Below are 21,457 nucleotides of genomic sequence, written 5' to 3' on the forward strand. Positions count from 1 at the left end.
GCGTGCCGAACCGAGGGATCACATTACCAGCGTCTCCCCCCGTCTCGTCAAATCGAGTGCGACGGAACGCCCGCGGCAGCGATCGGGGGCTCCGCGGGACCCACCGGTATCGTGGTCGCGTGACCCCGCAGAGCAGTGACCAGAGCTTCGACGACGACCTCCGACTCGCCCTCCGCCTGGCGGACGCGGCCGATGCGATCTCGCGGGAGCGGTTCGGCGCGCTCGACCTCGTCGTGGACACGAAGCTCGACCGCACCCCGGTCACCGACGCCGACCGCGCCGTCGAGGAGGCGATCCGCGCGCTGCTCGCCGCCGAGCGTCCGGACGACGCGATCCTCGGCGAGGAGTTCGGCACCTCGGGCGAGGCCTCGCGGCAGTGGATCCTCGACCCGATCGACGGCACCGCCCACTTCCTCCGCGGCGTCCCGATCTGGGCGACCCTGATCGCGCTCGCGGTCGACGGCGTCCCCGTCGTCGGAGTCGTCTCCGCTCCCGCTCTCGGCACGCGCTGGTGGGCGGCCGAGGGCTCCGGCGCCTGGGCCGTCGAGCTGGAGGCCGGGGCCGAGCCGCGACCGCTGCGCGTCTCGGGGATCGACACGCTCGCCTCGGCGACCTTCAGCTACAACAGCATCCAGCAGTGGAAGGGCGCGGGCCGTCTCCCGCAGCTGCTCGAGCTCGCCGGCGCCGTCTGGCGCGACCGGGCGTACGGGGACGCGTGGCCCTACATGCTCGTCGCCGAGGGCCTCCTCGACGGTGCGGGCGAGTTCGACGTGAAGCCCTACGACCTGGCCGCCCTGGTGCCGATCGTGCAGGAGGCGGGCGGCCGCTTCACCTCCGCCGACGGGGAGGACGGGCCGTGGCACGGCAGCGCCGTCGCCACCAACGGCCTGCTGCACGACGAGGTGCTCGCGATCGTGGCGCCGCGATGAGGAGCCGGACGGCCGCGCTCGCCTCGGCGGCGCTCCTCCTGCTCCTCTCGGGCTGCTCCTCCGTCGTCGGGCCGGACGGCCCGGAGGCCGTGCGTGACGAGGGCGGCACGGTGGCGACCGCCGGCGTCACCGACGTGTTCTCGCTGCGGCGCGGCGACTGCCTGGCCGACCCGGGCGACGACCGCATCGCCGACGTGGACGTCGTCCCGTGCGCCGAGGAGCACGCACTGGAGGTCTTCCACACGTTCGCGCAGCCCGGAGACCGCTACACCAGCCGCAACACGCTGCTCGCCCAGGCCGAGGCGGGCTGCGAGCCGGAGTTCGGCGCCGTGATGGGGATCGCCTACGGCGACTCCGCCCTCGAGTACCGCTCGCTCGTCCCCTCCGAGGTCGGCTGGCGCCACGGGGACCGCACGATCGTCTGCGCGGTCCTCGATCCGGCCGACGACTCCACCACCGGCAGCCTCTTCGGCTCCGCTCGCTGACCACGGCTCCGATCGACCCCCGTTCGGCTCATTGACACGTGCTCCGTCGGAGCGCAGGGTGAAGGGACGACCGGCAGGCGCGAGGGGGCGCGGAGACCGGCGGCTCAGGAGTCGACATGCAGGACCGTCACGACCAGGAACCCCCCGAGCGCTCGCGCACGGCCGAGCAGCACTGGGGACCGGCGGACAGCCTGTTCCCGAGGCTCCACCGGCAGAGCTCCCTGCTCGCCGCGGCGGAGGCGGTCGCGCAGGTCGACGGGCCCGGCCCGGGCGACGTCTGGTCGCGGCTCCTGCACGACTACGCCCACGCCTCCGACCGCGTCGTCTCGGTGGACGGCGACGCCGAGGCCGCCACGCTCGGCTGGCTGAAGCCGCGCGGGGTGGTCTCGCTGCTGGTCACCGAGCGGTGCGACGACGACGCCGCCGCCGAGCACCTGGTGGCCGCGCTCGCCGCGATGAACGCCGTGACCCTCTCCGTGCACGAGGCGCGAGCAGTACGCCTCCGTCCTCTGCTGGAGGTGCTGCACCGGCTCCTGCCCGACGCGTTCGCCGAGCTGCCGGTGGACCGCAGCGCCCACTACCCGGCCGGCACCGCCGTCGCCGTGCTGGCGCCGGGCGTGCTCTACCGGGACTGGGCCCCGCCGCAGGCTCTCGCCGGCCCGGCGCACGACGACGACGACCGGCTGGCGATGCTCACCCTCTACGGGCGGATCAGACAGCTCGACGTGCGACCGTCGTGAGGGCGGCGGAGCGGAGCTCCCAGTGTGCGACGACGACCGGTGGTGGAGATGGGGGGAATCGAACCCCCGTCCATCGCTGTGATTCTGCGCCTTCTACGGGTGTAGCCGATGAGAGCGTTCTGCTCGGCCCCGACCGTTACCATCGGCGCATCGGTCGACGGGCCCAGCCCGAGTGCAAGTCCCGCGTCGCCCTCAGGCGTAACGACGCAGCAAGTCCTCTAGATGACGCCAGGATCCGGGGCGAGGACGCACCCACGGGCTGACGGACTATCTACTCTGGCTTAGGCAGCGAGAGCGAAGTCGGTGCGCTTCTGTTCGGCACCTGTGTTTTCCAGGGATCGTTGACGAGATGACCCTGGATCCTCGACCCGCTTCTCGCAGTTTCGCAGGCAATGTCGAAACCGATCATCCCCGCGAGCACTCGACGGCCCGGAGGCCGCTGGAGTGGGTCGTTCGTCGCACACTGTGGAGTTACGAGTCCTAGTCTACCTCAGCTCCGCGGGCGGTCACCCGGCGGCGGCGCAGATCGAGCAGACCCAGCACGAGCGCGAGCGCGATCAGCCCGAGGGTGACGAAGTAGCCGTTGCGGAAGGCGTCGTGGTAGCGGTCCAGCCCCTCCGCCATCCCCTGCTCGCTCGCCAGCGTCGCGAAGAAGACGGCGGAGGCGCAGGCGGTGCCGACCGCGGTGCCCACGCGCTGGCCGAGCTGGCCCACGGAGCCCGCCACGCCGCCCTGCGCCGGCGGGATCTCGGCGAGGGTGAGCGTCTGGTTCGGCGACACGACGAAGCCGCCGCCGGCCCCGGCGACGAGCATCGCGGCACCCATGCCGTAAGCCGCGGTCTCGGCCGGGAGGAGCTCGGCGGCGAGCAGCACGAGCGTGAAGCCGATGACCACGAGCACGATGCCGAGCACCACCAGTGCGCGGCCGTAGCGCTGCACGAGCTTGCCGCCGTACCAGGCGGTCACCGCCGAGGTCAGCGCGAACGGGATGCTCACCATGCCGGCGAACACCGGCTCGAGGCCGAGCCCCTGCTGGAGGAAGAGCGTGGTGAGGAGGAAGGTCGCCGGGATCGCGGCGAAGTAGGAGGTCGCGACCAGGATGCCGTTGCGGTAGGAGCTGGTCCGGAAGATGCGGAAGTCGATGACGGGCGTCCGCCCCGACGCGGCGTAGTGCGCCTCCCAGCGCACGAAGACGGCGGCGGCGGCCGCGGCGAGCACCAGCCAGAACCAGCGGTAGGGCGAGTCCGAGGAGGAGCCCGTGGTCAGCAGGAACGGCAGCATGAACGCGAAGATCGCGACCGCCAGCAGGAGCAGGCCGACCGGGTCGAGGGACCGGTCTCCCTCGGGCCGCGAGCGCTTCTTCGGGATGAGCTTCCAGGCGAAGACCAGCGCGGCGACGCCCAGCGGGATGTTCATCCAGAACAGCAGGCGCCAGCCGTCCTGCTCGCCGCCGATCGCGATCAGGAGGCCGCCGAGGGTCGGGCCGAAGGCGGTCGACAGGCCGATGGTCGCGCCGAAGACCCCGAAGGCCCGGGCCCGCTCGGCGCCGGTGAACATCTGCTGCACCAGCCCGAGGACCTGGGGCATCTGGATGCCCGCGGCGACGCCCTGCAGGAAGCGCGCGACGACGAGCAGCTCGATCGACGGCGCGAGCGCGCAGAGCAGGCTCGTCACCGTGAACGCGGTCAGCCCGATGAGGAACAGCAGGCGGCGCGAGCGGATGTCGCCCAGCCGGCCGGCCGGCACGAGCGCCAGTCCGAAGGCGAGCGCGTAGCCCGCGACGATCAGCTGCAGCTGGCTCGCATCCGCTCCGAGCGAGCGCTCGATCGACGGCAGGCCGACGTTGACCTTCGAGAGGTCGAGGATCGTGATGGCCGCGACTCCGACGCTCACCGCGAAAGCGCGCCACCGCGTCTTCTCGTCGGCAGCGCTCAGGGCGGCGGGGGCGCTGTTCTCGGGGGAGGTCACGCGCCCCAGTCTCCCAAAGCACGGGGCGTGAAGAAGAGGCTTGCGCGGCACCCGTCGGACAATGCCCGCCGGAGCCTACTCGCCGAGGCGGCGGCGGGTCGACATCGCGCGGTCCGCCTCGCGGCGGTCCTGGCGCTCTCGGAGGACCTGGCGCTTGTCGTAGTCCTTCTTGCCCTTGGCCACGGCCAGCTCGACCTTGGCCTTGCCGTCGCTGAAGTACAGCGAGAGCGGGATCAGCGTGTACCCGCCCTCCTTCACCTTGTTGTGGATCTTGAGGATCTGCGCCTTGTGCAGCAGCAGCTTGCGTTTGCGGCGCGGCGGGTGGTTCGTCCAGGTGCCCTGCGCCCACTCGTTGATGTGGACGGCGTCGAGCCACGCCTCTCCCCCGTCGACGAAGGCGTAGCCGTCGACCAGCGAGGCGCGGCCGGCCCGGAGGGACTTCACCTCGGTGCCGGTGAGCACGAGGCCCGCCTCGTAGGTGTCCTCGATGAGGTAGTCGTGGCGCGCCTTGCGGTTGGTCGCGACGACCTTCTGTCCCTGTTCTCTGGGCACGGCTGCTCCTCGGGTCGCGAGCGGATGAAGGGGGCGGGCATCGTCGGGGCGATGCACCGGTGGGCCGCCCCGAACGGGACAGCCCACCAGTATACGTCCGGTCCGGGATCAGACCCGCAGGTACCGCGCGATCGCGACGTTGGCCGAGACGGCGGCCAGGACGATGCCGACCACGATCAGGATCGGCACGACGATCAGAGCGTCGTCGAGTCCCACGAAGGAGGTCAGCGGGATCCGGTACGCCAGGAACCCCTGCACGAAGACCTGCACGATGGCGACCACCGCGACTCCCGCGAGGATCGAGCCGACCAGCGCGGCGAAGACCCCCTCGAGGATGAACGGGGTCTGGATGAACCTGTTCGAGGCCCCCACGAGCCGCATGATGCCCAGCTCCCGTCTCCGCGAGAACGCCGAGAGGCGGATCGTGGTGGCGATGAGCAGCACGGCCGCGACGAGCATCAGGACGGCGATGCCGATGGCCGTGTAGCTCGCCGCGTTGAGGATCGAGAAGATCTGGTCGAGGTACTGCCGCTGGTCGGTGACGCTCTCGACTCCCGAGACGCTCGACAGGCTCTCCACGATGACGTCCGACTGGGTCGGGTCCTTCAGGTTGATCCAGAAGGTCTGGTTGAGCAGGTCGGGAGTGACGTACTCGGCGACCGGGTTGCCCGCGAACTGCTCCTGGAAGTTCGCGTAGGCCTGGTCGTGGTCCTCGAAGTAGGAGCGGTCGATGTACGGCGCGAGCGTGGCGCCCTCGAGCTGGCCCTGCACCGCGTCGATCTGCTCGGCGGTGGCGTCGGAGCCGCTGCAGTTCGAGCCGCCGGAGGTGGCGGTGCACATGTACACCGCGACCTGCGCCTTGTCGTACCAGAAGTTCTTCATCTGGCCGATCTGCATCTGGAGCAGGATCGCCGTGCCGACGAAGGTGAGGGAGATGAAGGTCACCAGGATCACCGAGACGACCATGGAGACGTTGCGCCGGAGGCCGCTGGCGACCTCCGACCAGATCAGTGCGAATCTCACTTGACGGGTCCTACGTTCTGCTGGTCGTCGCCGGTCTCGTCGCCCTCGCCCGCGTGGGCGCGGAGGCCGAGGCGCGCGGCGAGCGACTCCTCGGGCAGGGCGCCGGTGTCGGCGGGGAGGAAGATCGGACCGGTCTGGCTCTGCAGCTCGACGACGCGCGGGGCGGCGGCGGGCTCGGCGGCCGGCTCCGGCTCGCGCTCCGGCTCGACGGCGGCGGAGCGGCGGCCCTCGGGGACGCGGGGCTGGGCGGCGGTCTGCGAGAGGCGGGCCGGCTCGGGCGGCGGGGCCGGGGCCTCCTGGCGCAGGTCGATCTCGGGGACCTCGGCGGGCGCGAGCTCGCTGTCGATGATCGCCGGGGGCGCGGGCTGCTCGGCGACCGCGTGGTCGTCGGCCGCCACGACCACGACGCCGTCGTGGACGACGGTGATGCTCTCGGTCTGGCCGTAGCCGCCCTGGCTCTCGTCGCGGACGATGCTGCCTGCCGAGAGCTCGATGACGCGGCGCTTCATCTGGTCGACGATGCCGGCCTCGTGGGTCGCCATGATCACGGTCGTGCCGCCCGCGTTGATCCGCTCGAGCAGCGCCATGATGCCGGCGCTCGTGGTCGGGTCGAGGTTGCCCGTGGGCTCGTCGGCCAGCAGGACGGCCGGCTTGTTGACGACGGCACGGGCGATCGCCACGCGCTGCTGCTCGCCGCCGGAGAGCTCGTGGGGCAGGCGCGACGCCTTGCCCGCGAGGCCCACCATCTTGAGCGTGTCCGGGACGGCCTCCTGGATGTAGCCCTTCGACTTGCCGATCACCTGGAGGCTGAACGCGACGTTGTCGAAGACGGACTTGTTCGGCAGCAGCCGGAAGTCCTGGAACACCACGCCCATGTTGCGGCGGAAGTACGGGACCTTGCGGCTCGAGATCTTGCCGAGGTTCTGCCCGAGCACGTGGATCGACCCGGAGGAGGGGCGCTCCTCCTTGAGGATCAGGCGGAGGCAGCTCGACTTGCCGGAGCCGGAGGCGCCGACGAGGAAGACGAACTCGCCCCGGAGGATCTCGAGATCGATGGCGTTGAGGGCGGGTCTCGTGCCGCCCCGATACTGCTTGGAGACGTTGTCGAAGCGAATCATGTCGGTACGAGGGTAAGCGACGATCCCGAAGAGTCCGCCGAGGGGGCGCGCGGCGCGTCGGTGGGGACGCGCCCGAGCCGCGCTAGGAGGACTTCCGCCAGCGGATCCCGGCGGCGATGAAGCCGTCCAGATCGCCGTCGAACACGTGCGAGGGGTTGCCGACCTCGTGGTCGGTGCGCAGGTCCTTCACCATCTGGTACGGAGCGAGGACGTAGCTGCGCATCTGGTCGCCCCAGCTCGCGGTGATGGTGCCGGCGAGCTCCTTCTTGGTGGCCGCCTCCTGCTCCTTCTGCAGCAGCAGGAGCCGCGACTGGAGCACGCGCATCGCCGCGGCGCGGTTCTGGATCTGGCTCTTCTCGTTCTGCATCGACACGACGGTGCCGGTGGGCAGGTGGGTGAGGCGCACCGCGGAGTCGGTGGTGTTCACCGACTGGCCGCCGGGGCCGGAGGAGCGGAAGACGTCCACGCGGATGTCGTTGTCCGGGATCTCGATCGCCCCGGCCTCCTCCATCAGCGGGATGACCTCGACCGCGGCGAAGGAGGTCTGGCGCTTGCCCGCGGCGCCGAAGGGGCTCATCCGCACGAGGCGGTGGGTTCCGGCCTCGACCGAGAGCGTGCCGAAGGCGTAGGGGGCGTCGATCTGGAAGGTGGCCGACTTGATGCCCGCCTCCTCCGCGTAGCTGGCGTCCATGACGGTCGCCGCGTACTTGTGCTTCTCGGCCCAGCGGAGGTACATGCGCATGAGCATCTCGGCGAAGTCGGAGGCGTCGACGCCGCCCGCTCCCGCGCGGATGGTGACCACGGCGGGGCGGTCGTCGTACTCGCCGTCGAGCAGGGTCTGCACCTCGAGCTCGCCCATGACCTTCTGGAGGGAGGAGAGCTCGGCGATCGCCTCCTGCTCGGACTCGGCGTCCTCGGCCTCGTTCGCCATCTCGACGAGCACCTCGAGGTCGTCCAGGCGCCGGTCGATCGCGGTGATCCGCGCGAGCTCGGACTGGCGGTGGCTGAGGGCGCTGGTCACCTTCTGCGCGTTGGCCGTGTCGTCCCACAGGTCGGGGGCGCCGGCCTGCTCGCTGAGCTCGGCGATCTTCGAGCGGAGACCGTCCACGTCGATGACGGCGCGGATGTCGGCGAAGGTGGAGCGGAGAGCAGTGATCTGCTCGGTGAAGTCGTTGTCCAGCATGGTGCGTCCAGACTACCGGGGGCCGGGGGCCGCCCTCCGGCCCGGGCGTACCCTGGGGACGGTGACCAGCACCGCTCCGCGCCCCTTCCCCGTCGGGCCGCTGCTGCTGTCGACCTTCCTCCCCACCCTCCTCTTCTCCATCGGCGAGGGGGCGATCATCCCCCTCCTGCCGGCCGCGGCCGGCGACCTCGGCGCGACGCTGGCCCTGGCGGGCCTCGTGGCGGGGATGATCATGATCGGCGAGCTGGCGGGCGACATCCCCAGCGGCTGGATCGTCTCCCGGATCGGCGAGCGCGGCGCGATGCTCGGAGCCTCGGCCGCGTCGATCCTCGGGCTCGTGGTGTGCCTGCTCTCGACGTCGTGGGTCGGGCTGACGATCGGCGTCTTCGTGATCGGCCTCGCGACCGCGGTCTTCGCGCTGGCGCGGCACGCGTTCATGACGTCGTTCGTCCCGATCACGCACCGCGCCCGCGCGCTCAGCGCCCTCGCCGGGGCGTTCCGCGCCGGCTGGCTGATCGGCCCGTTCCTGGCGGCCGGGGTGGTGCACCTCACCGGCTCCGTCGAGTCCGTCTTCTGGGTGCACATCGTCTGCTGCGTGGCGGCGGTCGTGGTCCTGCTGCTCGTGCCCGACCCCGCGACGGTGCTGCGGCGGGCGCAGGCCGCGGCCGACCGCGCCGCTCCGGAGGACGTGGTCGCCGCGGAGGCGTCGGCGACCGTCCCGGAGTCGCCGCAGTCGCTGCTCGGGACGCTGCGCGAGCACCGCGGGGTCCTCGCTCGGATGGGGACCGGCGCCGCCGTGATCGGGGCGCTGCGGGCGAGCCGGACGCTGATCCTCCCCCTCTGGGCGGTGAGCATCGGGCTCGCCGAGACCGACACCGCGATCATCATCGGCATCGCCGGCGCGCTCGACTTCGCCCTCTTCTACGCCGGCGGCCAGCTGATGGACCGCTTCGGCCGGGGTGCCACCGCGATCCCCTCGATGATCGGCCTCGGGCTCGGCCACCTCGCCCTCGCCGCCTCGGTGCTCGCCCTCGATCCGGTGCCCTGGTTCGTCGCCGTGGCCTGCGTGCTCGCGGCCGCGAACGGCATCGGCTCCGGCATCCTGATGACCATCGGCGCCGATCTCGCGCCCCCGGCCGATCCGGCCCCGTTCCTCGGCGCGTTCCGCTTCACCGGTGACGCGGGCAACGCCGCCGCCCCGATCGTCGTGTCGGCGCTCACCGCCCTCGTCTCCCTCCCCTTCGCCGCCGTCGTGATGGGGGTGCTCGGTCTGGGCGGAGCGGGGGCGCTCGCCCGCTGGATCCCGCGGTACCTCCCCCGGGCGGCCTCCCGCGGCTGAGGCGCGGGGCCCTCCTCTCTACACTGGAGCCCGCACGCGGGAGTGGTGGAATGGCAGACACGCAGGATTTAGGTTCCTGTGCCGAGAGGCGTGAGGGTTCGAGTCCCTCCTTCCGCACGGGATCGGCCGGTACGCTGAGCGCGCTCGCGTGACCGCCGACCGGCCACCGGCCCCCGTCGACTGGAGATCCGTTGAACCACGCCGCCCTCGTCCCCTGGCTCGATCCGGAGACGATCCTGACCTCGTTCGGCCCCTGGGGCGTGCTCGTGGTCTGCCTCATCGTGTTCGCCGAGACCGGACTGCTGATCGGCTTCCTCTTCCCGGGCGACACTCTGCTGATCATCACGGGCCTGCTGGCGCACGAGAACGCGTCGAACGGCGGCCTCGGCGTCCCGATCTGGCTCATCTGCCTGGCCGTCGGGTTCTCGGCCTTCGTCGGCGGCGAGGTCGGCTACCTGATCGGGCACAAGGCCGGCCCGCGCATCTTCGAGCGCAAGGAGTCCGGCTTCTTCAGCATCGAGAACGTGAAGCGGACCAACGCGTTCTTCGAGCGCTTCGGCGGCCTCGCCGTGATCCTCGCCCGCTTCGTGCCGATCGTCCGCACCTTCGCGCCGATCGCGGCCGGCGTGGCTCACATGAACTACCGCAAGTACAGCCTCTACAACCTCATCGGCGCCCTGATCTGGGGCAGCGGGGTCACCCTGATCGGATGGCTGCTCGCCTTCATCCCGCCGGTCGCCGACTTCGTCTCGCACTACATCGACGTGATCCTGATCGGCGCGGTCGTGCTCGCGCTGGTGCCGACGCTGTTCCACTTCTTCCAGCAGCAGCGCAAGGCGAAGCTCGCCGCCGACCCCGAGACCGACTCGACCGAGTCGGCCGCCTACGTGCTCGACGCCGACACCCTGGACGACAAGCACCCGAAGTCCTGACTTCCGCCTCCGGGGGACGCCACTCCGGCACGCGGCACGCCGACAGGCGTGCACCGGAGCGGCATCCCGCCGGGGTCAGAGCCGGGCGGACAGAGCGGCGAGCTCGGCGCGCAACGCGGTGAAGGCGCGGGCGCGGTGGCTCCGGGCGTTCTTCTGCTCGGGAGCGAGCTCGGCCGCCGTGAGCGCCCCGGCCTCGGGGACGAACACCGGGTCGTAGCCGTGGCCGTTCCCACCCCGCGGCGCCGTCGCGATCGCGCCGTCCCAACGGCCCTCGACCACGGTCTCCTGCCCGCCGGGGAGCACGGAGTCCGGTACCACGAGGGCGATGGTGCAGCTGAAGTGCGCACCGCGGTACTCCGCCTTCACGTCGTGCAGCTGCGCCAGGAGGAGCTCGAGGTTGGCCGTCGCGTCGTGCGCGCGTCCCGACCAGCGGGCCGAGAAGATGCCCGGCGCGCCGCCGAGGACGTCGACGCAGATCCCGGAGTCGTCCGCGAGCGCCACGAGGCCCGTGTGCGCCGCCGCCGCGCGCGCTTTGATCAGCGCGTTCTCGGCGAAGCTCACGCCGTCCTCGACGGGCTCGGGTCCGTCGTAGGCGCGGACGCCGACTCCGGGGAGCGCGCCGGCCAGCATGGCGCGGAACTCCTCCACCTTGCCCGCGTTGTGCGTGGCGAGGACGAGGTCCAGGCTCACGCTCCGGGCTCCGCGGCGAGCGCTTCGGCCTGGATGCGGGCGAGGTCGGAGGCACCGGCGACCGCGAGGTCGAGCAGGGCGTCGAGCTCGCGGCGGTCGAACGGGGCCCCCTCGGCGGTGCCCTGCACCTCGACGAACAGGCCGCGTCCGGTGACGACGACGTTCATGTCGGTCTCGGCGCGCACGTCCTCGACGTAGGCCAGGTCGAGCATCGGCACGCCGTCGATGATGCCGACGGACACCGCCGAGAGGCTGTCGATCAGCGGCTGCGCCTTCTGCCCCACGTACTTCTTGCCGCGCGCCCACTCGATCGCGTCGGCCATCGCCACGTAGGCGCCGGTGATCGCCGCGGTGCGGGTGCCGCCGTCGGCCTGGAGGACGTCGCAGTCGATCACGAGGGTGTTCTCGCCGAGCGCCTTCGTGTCGACCACCGCGCGCAGGCTTCGGCCGATCAGCCGCGAGATCTCATGCGTGCGCCCGCCGACCTTCCCCTTGACCGACTCGCGGTCCATGCGGGAGTTGGTGGATCGGGGCAGCATCGCGTACTCGGCGGTGACCCAGCCCTTGCCCTTGCCCTGCAGCCAGCGCGGCACGCCGTTCGTGAAGGAGGCGGTGCAGAGCACCCTGGTGTTCCCGAACGAGACGAGCGCGGAGCCCTCGGCCTGGGTGCTCCAGCCGCGCTCGATCGTCACGGTGCGCAGCTCGTCGGGCGCCCGCCCGTCCTTGCGCGCGGCCTTCGATGCGGTGCTGTCGGTCACTCGGGTCTCCCTCGATCGTGCGGGAGCGCGGCCCGGTCGAGCTCGCGCAGGTTGATGGTGCCGGTCTCGACGAGGTCGACGCTCGAGACCTCCGGACCGAGGAAGCGGCGGGCGAGGCGGACGAAGTCGCTCGAGCCCGTCTCCTCCCACCGGTAGGTCGGAGGAGCGGCGGAGGTGCGCTGCAGGCCGTGCGCCACGAGGGTCCGGTAGACGTCGAGCGCGGTCTCCTCGGCGCTCGAGACGAGGCGGACGTCCGGCCCCATCACGTAGGCGATGGCACCGCGCAGCAGCGGGTAGTGCGTGCAGCCGAGGACGAGCGTGTCGACCCCCGCGGCCTTGAGCGGCGCGAGGTACTCCTCCGCCACCGCGAGCAGCTCGTCGCTCCAGGTGACGCCCGCCTCGACGAACTCGACGAAGCGCGGGCAGGCAGCGGTGAACAGCTGCAGGTCGGGCGCGGCGACGAAGGCGTCGTCGTAGGCGCGGGAGCGGATCGTCCCGACCGTGCCGATCACCCCGACGCGGCGGTTGCGGGTGTCGCGGACAGCGCTGCGGACGGCGGGCTGGATGACCTCGATCACCGGGATGCCGCGGCCGAGCGTGTAGCGCTCGCGGGCGTCGCGCATCATCGCGGCCGAGGCGGTGTTGCAGGCGATGACGAGCAGCTTGGCGCCCTGGTCGACCAGCGTGTCGAGGGTGTCGAGGGCGTAGGCGCGGACGTCGGCGAGCGGCTTGGGACCGTAGGGCGAGTGCGCGGTGTCGCCGAGGTAGACGATCGACTCGTTCTGCAGCTGGTCGATCACGGAGCGGGCGACGGTGAGCCCGCCGACCCCGGAGTCGAAGATGCCCAGCGGTGCGTCCGTCACGGAGGAACAGCCTACCCGCGCCCTGCGGCCCGGTCCCGGCCGCACGCCGTTCCCGGGCCCGGCGGCGTGCGCAAGCCCCGGCACCCGCGCCTGGGCCGCGCGGGGGCGGCCGTGGAACACTGAGCGGATGGACTCCACGGCCTTCCTCACCGACCGGTACGAGCTCACGATGGTCGAGGGCGCCCTCGGCAGCGGCACCGCCGACCGCCGCTGCATGTTCGAGGTGTTCGCCCGGAGCCTCCCGCCGGGACGCCGCTACGGCGTGCTCGCGGGCACCGGCCGGCTCCTCGAGCTCATCTCGCGGTTCCGCTTCGGCGACGACGAGCTGTCCTGGCTCCGCGAGAACCGCGTGGTCGACTCCCGCACGCTGGACTGGCTCGCCGACTACCGCTTCCGGGGCGACGTCTGGGGCTACCGCGAGGGCGAGGTCTACCTCCCGGGCTCCCCCGTGCTCATCGTCGAGGCGCCCTTCGCCGACGGCGTGCTGCTGGAGACCCTGGTGCTCAGCGTCCTCAACCACGACAGCGCCGTGGCGAGCGCCGCCGCGCGGATGGTCTCGGCCGCCGACGGGCGACCGCTCGCCGAGATGGGCTCGCGCCGCGCCGGTGAGCGGTCCGCCGTCGCGGCCGCTCGCGCCGCCTACATCGCCGGATTCGGCGCCTCCTCGAACCTGGAGGCGGGCCGCAGCTTCGGCGTGCCCACGATGGGCACCTCCGCGCACTCCTTCACCCTCCTCCACGACTCGGAGGAAGAGGCGTTCCGCGCGCAGGTCGCCGCGCTCGGCCCCGGCACGACCCTCCTGGTGGACACCTACGACGTGACAGCCGCCGTCGACCTGGCGGTCCGCGTCGCCGGCACCGGCCTCGGCGCTGTGCGCATCGACTCCGGCGACCTCCCCCAGCAGGTGGCCGCCGTCCGGCAGCAGCTGGACGCGCTCGGCGCGACCGGCACGCGCATCACCGTCACCAACGACCTCGACGAGTACGGGATCGCCGCGCTCGCGGCCTCACCGGTCGACTCCTACGGCGTCGGCACCTCGGTGGCGACGGGCTCGGGCCACCCGACGGCGGGCATGGTCTACAAGCTGGTCGCGCACGAGGACGACGCGGGCGAGTGGGTCGCGGTGGCGAAGAAGTCGGTCTCGAAGGCGTCGATCGGCGGGCGAAAGGCCGCCGGCCGTCTGCTCTCCGACGACGGGATCGCCGAGGCCGAGGTCGTGCACGTGGGCGCCGGCCCCGAGGGCGCCGTCGGCGAGGGCGAGCGGGCGCTGCTCGTCCCCCTGATCGAGGACGGGACGATCCGTCCCGAGCACCTCGGCATCGAGGGAGTGGCGGCAGCCCGCGCGCACCACGCCAACGCGGTCCTCGAGCTGCCGATCGACGCGCTCCGGCTCGGCCGCGGCGAGCCCGTCATCCCGACCCGCTACGAGTGAGCGGGCGGGCGCTCACTTCATCTTCGCGTAGATCTCCTTGCAGGCCGGGCACACCGGGAACTTCTCCGGGTCGCGGCCCGGGAGCCACTTCTTGCCGCAGAGCGCGCGGACCGGCTTGCCGGTGATGGCGCTCTCGAGGATCTTGTCCTTCGGCACGTAGTGGGAGAAGCGCTCGTGGTCGCCCGGCTCGATGGACTCCTGGTTGAGGAGCTCCTCGAGCTCGCGGTCGAGCGTGGCGGTTCCTCCGCCTCCCTCGAGGGGGTCGGTGCTGCTGTTCTGGACGCGCGGAATCATGCCGACGATCCTACGCGCGGAGCCCGGGCCCGCGGCCGTGCGCTCCGGATCGGGCGGCGCTAGTAGCGGCTGGTGAACGCGACCAGCTCGGTCGCGCGGCGCTCGAACAGCCGGCCGCCGAGGAGCACGCCGAGGGCGAAGACGACCACGGCGCTGCCGAAGCCGACGAGCACGGCGTCGCCCGCCGCCTCCGGGTCGACGAACAGGGCCCGGACGCCGAGCACCACGGCCGGAGCCGAGAGGAGCAGCCCCAGGCCGAACGCGAGGGACTGCGAACCGGCGCCACTGGCTCCGGGGGCCTGGGGCTGCGTGAACGCGCTGTCGCCCGGGCGCGGAGCCGGATAGGCGAGCCGTGCCGAGACGGCGCTGGCGACGCCGGCGGGGACGAGCAGAAGGCAGGTGTTCACCGCGAGCACGACGGGCAGCGCATCGGGGAGCCCCGAGGTCGCGCTGCTGATCAGCGAGCCGAGCACGACGACCGGCACGCCGAGCAGGAGGGTCGGGAAGGCGCGGCCGAGCCGGTCCGACCAGCCGCGGACGCCCGCGGCCACGTGGAGCCAGAACGCCGATCCGTCGTAGGCGACGTCGTTGTGCAGGAACCAGCCGAGGAACAGCGCGATCAGCGGGACCGGGAGCAGCGAGAGCAGCGGGAAGGGGACGCCGACGACCGCGAGCAGCAGCAGGGCCGCGACCGGCAGCACCGGCACGGCGACGAGCGACGCCTGGTAGCGCGGATCCCGGAGCCAGTAGGTGATGCTGCGCGCCGCGATCGCGCCGGTCCGGGTCGAGCCGAGGACGTCGAACCAGCCCAGCCGGAGGCCGCGCGGCGGCCGGTGCGTGCGCTCGGGCCGCTCCGTCAGCAGGCGGACGACGAGCCACCAGAGCGCGCCCGCTGCGACGAGCGTCGCCAGGGCCAGCAGGAGCGGGCCGAGCGCGTCGCCGGTCCGGGCGGCCGGGGCGATCATCCACGCCGCACCGAACGGAGTGGCCCCCATCGCCGCACCCCAGCGCTCGAGCACCGGGGTGTCCCCCGTGTCGACCAGCGCGGCGGCACCGAGGGCGGCGGGACCGCCGAGCATCAGCACCAGGCCGAGGACGGCCAGCAGCTCGCGGGCGGTCCGGGAGGGGACGAGGGCGGCGGAGGCGGCGAGGCCGATCCGCGCGAACAGCGAGGCCGTCGCCACCGCGAGGAGCGGGCCGACCACGGCGAAGGCGCCTGCGCCCGGGACGAGCGGCGCGCTCGCGAGCCCGACCACCAGCAGGGCGAGCGTGGGGACCGAGACGAGGCCGGCCAGGGCGAGCGCCCCGGCGAGGCGGAGCGGCGAAAGGCCGAAGAGGCGGAACGCGCGCGGATCCATCGGGTCGAGCGGACCGAGCAGGAAGGGCAGCACCAGGAAGCCGACGGAGACGAGGCCGCCGGCGGTCACGAGAGCGCCCGCCGCCGCGTCCGAGGAGCGCAGAGCGCCGATCGCCGCCATCAGCAGGGCCGTCACCGCGACGACCACGAGCACGCCCAGGACGGCGCCGGCCGAGCGTGCGGGCCCGGAGCGGAACGCGCCCAGGAGGACGTCGACCCTCAGCCGGAGAAGTCGTGCAGCCACTGCAGCCCCTCGGCGATCTGCTTGCCGCCCGCGAGCTCGAGGAAGCGCTCCTCCAGCGTCGCGGTGCCGGCGACCTCCGCGACCGTCCCGGAGGCGAGCACGCGCCCGCCGACGATCACGGCCACGTCGTCGCAGACGCGCTCGATGAAGTCGAGCCCGTGGCTGGAGAGGACGACGGTGCCGCCGCCCTCGACGAAGCGGCGCAGCACGGTGATCACGGCGGCCGAGGAGACCGGGTCCACCGACTCGAACGGCTCGTCGAGGACCAGCACGCGCGGGGCGTGGATCATCGCCGCCGCGAGGGCGACCTTCTTCGCCATCCCCGCGGAGTAGTCCGAGATCAGGCGCTCCAGCGCGTCGGAGAGGCCGAGCGCCTCGGCCAGCTCGACCGTGCGCTGCTTCGCCGTGGCGAGGTCGATGCCGCGCAGCGCGGCGGAGTAGGCGAGGAACTGGGCGCCGGTGAGCCGGTCGAACAGCCGGAGGCGGTCGGGCAGGACCCCGATCAGCGGCTTCGCGGCCGACGGGTCCTTCCAGACGTCGACGCCGTGCACGAGGACGCGGCCGGTGTCGGGTCGCAGGAGGCCCGTCATCATCGAGAGCGTGGTGGTCTTGCCCGCGCCGTTCGGGCCGATGATCCCGTAGAAGGTCCCCGCGCGGACGGCCAGGTCGATGCGGTCGACCGCCACCGTCCTCCCGAAGGTCCGGGTCAGCTGGTGCAGCTCGAAGACGACGGGCGAGGCGCCGTCCGGATCCGCGGCACCCTCAGCGGGCTCGGCGTTCGTCACGGACGTCATCCGGCTACGGTACCAACTCGCCCGCAGGCCCCCGGCGCCCGCGCCGACACCCGGCGACACGGCGAGAGGTCAACCACCCTGGCCCCGGGGGGCGTGAACTGTACACTAGGTCTCTACCCGAGGAGTCGATCAGATCGAGACGCAGCGGTTAATTCGAGGAGAACACACGATGATGCACACAGGTTCGACGAGCAGCAGCCCCGCCACCGTCGTCATCCTCGCCGCAGGGATGGGCAGCCGGCTCGGCCGCTCCCTCCCCAAGCCGCTCACGCCGCTCAGCGACGGGCGCACGATCATGCAGCAGCAGTTCGACAACATCCACCACGCCTTCGGCACCAGGATCCCGGTGAGCATCGTCGTCGGCTACAAGCTCGAGCACATCATCGAGGCCTTCCCCTCGGCGACGTTCGTCTACAACGAGCAGTACGACCAGACCAACACCTCCAAGAGCCTCCTCCGCGCGCTGCAGGCGAGCGGGCAGGGCGGCGTGCTCTGGATGAACGGCGACGTCGTCTTCGACCCGCGCATCCTCGACCGGGCGGCCGCGCTGATCGCGAAGGACGTCTCCTTCGTCACCGTCAACACCTCGAAGGTGTCGGACGAGGAGGTCAAGTACACGACGAGCGCCGAGGGCTTCATCCAGGAGCTCTCCAAGACGGTGCGCGGCGGCCTCGGCGAGGCGGTCGGGATCAACTACGTGTCCGCCTCCGACAAGGCCGCGCTGGTGCGCCAGCTCGCCCGGGTCGACGCCCAGGACTACTTCGAGCGTGGCATAGAGTTGGCGATCGAGCAGGACCGCCTGCTCGTCGAGCCGATGGACATCTCCGACCTCTACGCCGTCGAGGTGGACTTCGCCGAGGACCTCGAGCGCGCGAACCTCTTCGTCTGACGCTCCCGGCTCCTCCCCCGGCTCGAGCGGAGCCGACGGGAGGAGTCGCGCAGTGAGCACGGCCGACACCCTCGCGACCGAGACGGCCCTGCGCCACCGGCGCTCCCGGGCCTGGCGCTACCGCCACTCCCTCTGGCTGCTCACCAGGCGCGACCTCACCGTCCGGTACGCCACGAGCGCGCTCGGCTACGTCTGGTCGGTTCTCGACCCGCTCGTGATGTCGGGCATCTACTTCTTCGTCTTCACCGTCGTCTTCCAGCGGACCGTCGGCGAGGACCCGTACATCGTCTTCCTGCTCGCAGGCCTGCTGCCGTGGATGTGGTTCAACCAGGCGACCTCCGACGCGACCCGCGCGTTCCTCCGCGAGGCGAAGCTGGTGCGGTCGACGTCGATCCCGCGGACCATCTGGGTCGGGCGGATCGTGCTCTCGAAGGGCATCGAGTTCGTGGCGAGCCTGCCGGTGCTGGTGCTCTTCGCCGTGATCGCCGGCGCGCACCTGACCTGGGCGGCGCTGCTGTTCCCCGTGGCGATCCTGCTGCAGGCGGTGCTCACGCTCGGCGTGGGTCTGCTGGTGGCCCCGCTCGTGGTGTTCTTCCGCGATCTGGAGCGGGCCGTGAAGCTCGTGCTCCGGTTCCTCTTCTACGCGTCGCCGATCATCTACTCCACGGCCAACCTGCCGGAGCAGATCCGGCCGCTCGCGGCGCTCAACCCGCTCAGCGGGATCTTCGCCCTCTACCGCTCCGCGTTCTTCGAGAGCGAGCTCGACGTCCCGCTCATCCTCGCCTCCGCGGGCATCTCGGTGCTCGTGCTGGCGCTGGGCCTCGTCGTCTTCCGCCGCTCCGAGCGCGCGGTGCTGAAGGAGCTGTGATGGCCGACGCCCCGGTGGTCATCGAGTGCCGCGGCCTCGGGATCCGCTTCCGCCGCAACCGGCGGGGCCGCCGCTCCTTCAAGGACCTCTTCGCCGGCCGCTCCCGCCGCTCGCGGCCCGGCGAGTTCTGGGCGCTCCGCGGGCTCGACGTGCAGGTGCGGGCGGGCGAGGCGATCGGTGTCGTCGGCCGGAACGGTCAGGGCAAGTCGACGCTGCTCAAGCTCGTCGCCGGCGTGGTGCTGCCGGACGAGGGCGCGGTGGAGGTGCGCGGGGGCGTCGCTCCGCTCATCGAGATCACCGGCGGCTTCGTGGCCGACCTGAGCGTCCGCGAGAACGTCTACCTGACCGCGGGTCTCCACGGGATGTCCAAGCGCGAGGTCGACGCGCGCTTCGACTCGATCATCGAATTCGCCGAGATCGGCGACTTCCTCGACACCCCCTACAAGCACCTCTCGAGCGGGATGAAGGTGCGCATCGCCTTCTCCGTCGTGTCGCGGCTCGAGGAGCCGATCATCCTGGTGGACGAGGTGCTCGCGGTCGGCGACAGGGCGTTCCGCGAGAAGTGCTACGCGCGGATCGAGGAGCTGCTCGCCTCCGGCCGCACCCTCTTCTTCGTCTCGCACAACGAGCGCGACCTCCGCCGCTTCTGCACGCGCGGCCTCTACCTGGACAAGGGCCGCCTGGTGCTGGACGCGCCGATCGAGGAGGTGCTCGCGCGTTACGCTGAGGACTACGCGCCGACACCGCGGAGCAGCACGGCGCCGGCCGAGGGCCCGCCCGTCCAGGGCACCGTCTCCGACGACTGACCCCTCCCGCACGCGGCGCCCGAGGACGCAGGAGTGCACGACATGGCCCAGAAGGACCGCAAGCGCGAGCGCGCCGTGGAGAGGGCCGGCGAGGTGGAGCAGGCCGACGGCTCCGAGAACGCGCAGCTGGCGAAGCTGCTCGACCGGCTCCTCGCGGTGCAGCGCCCGGCCGTGCTGGCGAACATCCGCCTGCTGCGGCGCCGGCGTCCCGGGGCGACTCCGGAGCAGATCATCACGTCGCTCGAGCGGCAGTACCTCTCGAGCGTGGCCGCGGGAGGCGCGGCGATCGGGGCGACCGCCGTCGTCCCCGGCATCGGCACGGCCGCCTCGGTGGCTCTCTCCGGCGCGGGAGCCGCAGGGTTCCTGGAGGCGAGCGCGCTCTTCGCGCAGTCGGTGACGGAGGTGCACGGGATCCCGCTCGAGGACCCGGACCGCGCGCGGGCCCTCGTGCTCACGCTGATGATGGGCTCCTCCGGCAGCGAGATGGTGCGCCAGGTGGCCGGGCAGGCCGTCGGCGGGGGCAGCGGCCTCAACCAGTACTGGGGCTCCGTGGTCACGAAGGGCCTGCCGTCCTTCCTCGTGGGCGAGCTGGCGGACCGCGCGAAGAAGTCCTTCGCCAAGCACTTCCTCGCCCAGCAGGGCGCGGGCCTGGTCGGCCGGGCGATGCCGTTCGGGATCGGAGCGGCACTGGGCGGCGTCGGCAACGCGATGCTGGGCCGCAAGGTGATCCAGAGCGCGCGCGACGCGTTCGGGCCGGCACCGCAGGCGTTCGGCAACACCCTCGTGCTCGAGCCGACCCGCGCCGAGCGGAAGGCGCTGGCCGCCGCGCCGGCCGAGCCGCTGGCGCTGTTCGTCCGCGACTACAGCGGAACGGGCGAGCGCACCGCGCTCCTCCTCCACGGCCTCGGCTCCGACTCACGGATCTGGTACGCCCTGGTCCCGACGCTGCACGAGCACGGCTACCGCGTGGTGGCCCCCGATCTCGCCGGTCACGGCGGCTCGCCGGCATCGCCCGTGTACTCGCCGGAGCGCTGGGCGTCGGACGTCCGCGCCTCGGTGCTGCAGACCCCCGACCTCGTCATCGGCCACGGCCTCGGCGCCGTCGTCGCCGCCCGGCTCGCCCCCGAGTACGGCGCCGACCGGCTCTTCCTGCTCGACCCCGCGTTCTCGGACGCCCGCGGACTGGCGGGCGCGCTCCACCGCGGCGGCTCGGTCGCGCACGTCGAGAAGGGCGACGCCGACTCCCTCCGCCACCGCCACCCGATCTGGACGGACGAGCAGATCGAGCTCGACGTGTCGGCCCACGCGCTCTGGGAGCAGGACTCCGCCGTCGGGCTGACGGCACGGGGTGCGGCCGAGGCCCCCGAGACGTTCCCCGTGGCGACGCTCGCCGTGATGCCGGAGGACCCGCTGGGCCACGGCTCGCTGGGCGGCGTCCTCGCCGGCCGCGGCGTCGAGGTGCGGACCGTGCCGGGGGGCGGGGCCTCGATCCTCCGTGAGGACCGCGCGGCGCTGATCGCGGCGCTGGAGGACCGGCTCTAGCTCAGGATCTGCTCCAGCCCAGGGCCTGCTCCGCGCGCGGTGGTCCGGAGCCGTCGGAGGCGTTCGGTCAGCGTTCCCGAGGCCGGCGCCCGGGCCCGACGAGCGGCATCCCGAGCACGGTGCGGACGAGTCCGCCGCCGTCGCGGTCCTCGGCGATCACGCGGAGGCCGGTCTTCTCGGCGACGCGCCTCGAGGCGGCGTTGTCCGGGTGCACGAGCGCCACGAGTCGTCCCGCGAGGCGGTGGGCGAGCGCGAGGTCGCGGCAGGCCGCAGCCGCCTCGGTGGCGTAGCCGCGGCCGTGCAGACCGGCCCGCACGTGGTAGCCGACCTCGAGCTCGATCCCGCCGTCGACGCGCTGCCAGGTCAACCCGCAGTCGCCGACGAACTCGCCGTCGAGGGTCTCGACGATCCACAGCCCGAAGCCGTGCTCGCGGTAGTTGCGCCGGTTCCACTCGATCCAGGCGGCCGCCTGCTCGCGGTCCTTCGGCGCGGGGTAGTACCGCATCACGACCGGGTCGCCGAGCAGGTCCGCCATGTCGGGGAGGTCCTCGGCGGTCATCTCGCGGAAGCGCAGCCGGGCGGTGGCGGCGGGGATCATCGGGTCGGGTTGCTCGGCCTGCGACTGCGGAGACGGCGACCGGGACCGTCGTC

Annotated in this window: 22 protein-coding genes, 1 tRNA gene and 1 other RNA gene; 11 read left to right on the forward strand and 13 right to left on the reverse strand. The window is 72.4% G+C overall.

The annotated features are described in order from the left end of the window. Positions 1–119 precede the first annotated feature (119 nt). From C5D50_RS14565 to C5D50_RS14575, 3 genes are all read left to right on the forward strand, one after another. Positions 120–929, forward strand: a complete 810-nt coding sequence (locus C5D50_RS14565; protein WP_104233205.1) for an inositol monophosphatase family protein — start codon at positions 120–122, stop codon at positions 927–929. Continuing rightward, positions 926–1,414, forward strand: coding sequence for a septum formation family protein (locus C5D50_RS14570; RefSeq protein WP_104238162.1), 489 nt, complete (start codon positions 926–928; stop codon positions 1,412–1,414). The genes C5D50_RS14565 and C5D50_RS14570 overlap by 4 nt, the downstream gene beginning before the upstream one ends. 116 nt (positions 1,415–1,530) lie before the next feature. After that, entirely contained in the window at positions 1,531–2,154 is a 624-nt protein-coding gene (locus C5D50_RS14575; RefSeq protein WP_104250136.1) for a hypothetical protein, read from the forward strand. 40 nt (positions 2,155–2,194) lie between these two features. Here C5D50_RS14575 and ssrA read toward each other — a convergent pair. The 6 genes from ssrA to prfB all read right to left on the reverse strand — a co-directional run bounded on the left by ssrA (position 2,195) and on the right by prfB (position 7,998). Beyond that, positions 2,195–2,567, reverse strand: a transfer-messenger RNA (tmRNA) gene (ssrA, locus tag C5D50_RS14580). Between the two features lie 67 nt (positions 2,568–2,634). Continuing rightward, a complete protein-coding gene (locus C5D50_RS14585; protein WP_104223557.1) occupies positions 2,635–4,122 on the reverse strand; it encodes an MFS transporter in 1,488 nt (495 codons plus the stop codon). A gap of 75 nt (positions 4,123–4,197) precedes the next feature. Beyond that, on the reverse strand, positions 4,198–4,674 hold the full coding sequence (gene smpB / locus C5D50_RS14590; protein WP_104223558.1) for an SsrA-binding protein SmpB: 477 nt from the start codon (positions 4,672–4,674) through the stop codon (positions 4,198–4,200). A 108-nt stretch (positions 4,675–4,782) separates the two neighbouring features. Next, the gene (gene ftsX, locus C5D50_RS14595; RefSeq protein ID WP_104223559.1) at positions 4,783–5,697 is read right to left on the reverse strand and encodes a permease-like cell division protein FtsX; all 915 of its coding nucleotides are present in this window, start codon (positions 5,695–5,697) and stop codon (positions 4,783–4,785) included. Further along, positions 5,694–6,815 (reverse strand): cell division ATP-binding protein FtsE, encoded by a 1,122-nt coding sequence (gene ftsE, locus C5D50_RS14600; RefSeq protein ID WP_104233202.1) that lies wholly within the window; start codon positions 6,813–6,815, stop codon positions 5,694–5,696. The genes ftsX and ftsE overlap by 4 nt, the downstream gene beginning before the upstream one ends. An 82-nt stretch (positions 6,816–6,897) precedes the next feature. After that, positions 6,898–7,998 carry a peptide chain release factor 2 gene (gene prfB, locus C5D50_RS14605; protein ID WP_104226967.1) on the reverse strand — a complete coding sequence of 367 codons (1,101 nt, stop codon included), beginning with the start codon at positions 7,996–7,998 and terminating at the stop codon, positions 6,898–6,900. A gap of 61 nt (positions 7,999–8,059) precedes the next feature. Here prfB and C5D50_RS14610 point away from each other — a divergent pair, with 61 nt between their 5' ends. The 3 genes from C5D50_RS14610 to C5D50_RS14620 all read left to right on the forward strand — a co-directional run bounded on the left by C5D50_RS14610 (position 8,060) and on the right by C5D50_RS14620 (position 10,269). Beyond that, positions 8,060–9,337 carry an MFS transporter gene (locus C5D50_RS14610; RefSeq protein ID WP_244230655.1) on the forward strand — a complete coding sequence of 426 codons (1,278 nt, stop codon included), beginning with the start codon at positions 8,060–8,062 and terminating at the stop codon, positions 9,335–9,337. Between the two features lie 36 nt (positions 9,338–9,373). Then, a tRNA-Leu gene (locus C5D50_RS14615) sits at positions 9,374–9,454 on the forward strand. A 74-nt stretch (positions 9,455–9,528) separates the two neighbouring features. Further along, positions 9,529–10,269: a DedA family protein gene (locus C5D50_RS14620; RefSeq protein ID WP_104238166.1), complete on the forward strand. Its 741-nt coding sequence runs from the start codon at positions 9,529–9,531 to the stop codon at positions 10,267–10,269. A gap of 75 nt (positions 10,270–10,344) precedes the next feature. Here C5D50_RS14620 and rdgB read toward each other — a convergent pair whose 3' ends face one another. Genes rdgB through murI form a run of 3 tightly spaced genes read right to left on the reverse strand, consistent with a single transcriptional unit; the run spans position 10,345 to position 12,580 of the window. Next, positions 10,345–10,959 carry an RdgB/HAM1 family non-canonical purine NTP pyrophosphatase gene (gene rdgB, locus C5D50_RS14625; RefSeq protein ID WP_104283826.1) on the reverse strand — a complete coding sequence of 205 codons (615 nt, stop codon included), beginning with the start codon at positions 10,957–10,959 and terminating at the stop codon, positions 10,345–10,347. Then, positions 10,956–11,717, reverse strand: coding sequence for a ribonuclease PH (gene rph / locus C5D50_RS14630; RefSeq protein WP_104233199.1), 762 nt, complete (start codon positions 11,715–11,717; stop codon positions 10,956–10,958). The genes rdgB and rph overlap by 4 nt, the downstream gene beginning before the upstream one ends. After that, the gene (murI, locus tag C5D50_RS14635; RefSeq protein ID WP_104223566.1) at positions 11,714–12,580 is read right to left on the reverse strand and encodes a glutamate racemase; all 867 of its coding nucleotides are present in this window, start codon (positions 12,578–12,580) and stop codon (positions 11,714–11,716) included. The genes rph and murI overlap by 4 nt, the downstream gene beginning before the upstream one ends. A gap of 127 nt (positions 12,581–12,707) precedes the next feature. Between murI and C5D50_RS14640 the strand changes: the two genes are divergently transcribed. Beyond that, positions 12,708–14,012, forward strand: a complete 1,305-nt coding sequence (locus C5D50_RS14640; RefSeq protein WP_104262681.1) for a nicotinate phosphoribosyltransferase — start codon at positions 12,708–12,710, stop codon at positions 14,010–14,012. A 12-nt stretch (positions 14,013–14,024) separates the two neighbouring features. Here C5D50_RS14640 and C5D50_RS14645 read toward each other — a convergent pair whose 3' ends face one another. From C5D50_RS14645 to C5D50_RS14655, 3 genes are read right to left on the reverse strand one after another with little or no spacing between them, the layout of a single operon-like run. Beyond that, positions 14,025–14,306: a DUF3039 domain-containing protein gene (locus tag C5D50_RS14645; protein ID WP_104223568.1), complete on the reverse strand. Its 282-nt coding sequence runs from the start codon at positions 14,304–14,306 to the stop codon at positions 14,025–14,027. A gap of 59 nt (positions 14,307–14,365) precedes the next feature. Beyond that, on the reverse strand, positions 14,366–15,907 hold the full coding sequence (locus C5D50_RS14650; protein WP_104283827.1) for an ABC transporter permease: 1,542 nt from the start codon (positions 15,905–15,907) through the stop codon (positions 14,366–14,368). Further along, positions 15,883–16,701, reverse strand: a complete 819-nt coding sequence (locus C5D50_RS14655) for an ABC transporter ATP-binding protein (protein ID WP_104223570.1) — start codon at positions 16,699–16,701, stop codon at positions 15,883–15,885. Before C5D50_RS14655 ends, C5D50_RS14650 begins: the two co-directional genes overlap by 25 nt. A 172-nt stretch (positions 16,702–16,873) precedes the next feature. Here C5D50_RS14655 and C5D50_RS14660 point away from each other — a divergent pair, with 172 nt between their 5' ends. From C5D50_RS14660 to C5D50_RS14675, 4 genes are read left to right on the forward strand one after another with little or no spacing between them, the layout of a single operon-like run. Then, positions 16,874–17,590 (forward strand): NTP transferase domain-containing protein, encoded by a 717-nt coding sequence (locus C5D50_RS14660; RefSeq protein ID WP_104283843.1) that lies wholly within the window; start codon positions 16,874–16,876, stop codon positions 17,588–17,590. A 52-nt stretch (positions 17,591–17,642) separates the two neighbouring features. Then, the gene (locus C5D50_RS14665) at positions 17,643–18,458 is read left to right on the forward strand and encodes an ABC transporter permease (RefSeq protein ID WP_374953048.1); all 816 of its coding nucleotides are present in this window, start codon (positions 17,643–17,645) and stop codon (positions 18,456–18,458) included. Further along, entirely contained in the window at positions 18,458–19,264 is an 807-nt protein-coding gene (locus C5D50_RS14670) for an ABC transporter ATP-binding protein (RefSeq protein ID WP_104223571.1), read from the forward strand. The genes C5D50_RS14665 and C5D50_RS14670 overlap by 1 nt, the downstream gene beginning before the upstream one ends. A gap of 42 nt (positions 19,265–19,306) precedes the next feature. After that, positions 19,307–20,806 (forward strand): alpha/beta hydrolase family protein, encoded by a 1,500-nt coding sequence (locus C5D50_RS14675; RefSeq protein WP_104283828.1) that lies wholly within the window; start codon positions 19,307–19,309, stop codon positions 20,804–20,806. A gap of 67 nt (positions 20,807–20,873) precedes the next feature. Here C5D50_RS14675 and C5D50_RS14680 read toward each other — a convergent pair whose 3' ends face one another. Beyond that, positions 20,874–21,404 carry a GNAT family N-acetyltransferase gene (locus C5D50_RS14680; protein WP_104226961.1) on the reverse strand — a complete coding sequence of 177 codons (531 nt, stop codon included), beginning with the start codon at positions 21,402–21,404 and terminating at the stop codon, positions 20,874–20,876. Between the last annotated feature and the right edge of the window lie 53 nt (positions 21,405–21,457).

This window comes from Rathayibacter sp. RFBD1 (genome assembly GCF_002932915.1).
In the GTDB taxonomy this organism is placed as follows: domain Bacteria; phylum Actinomycetota; class Actinomycetes; order Actinomycetales; family Microbacteriaceae; genus Rathayibacter.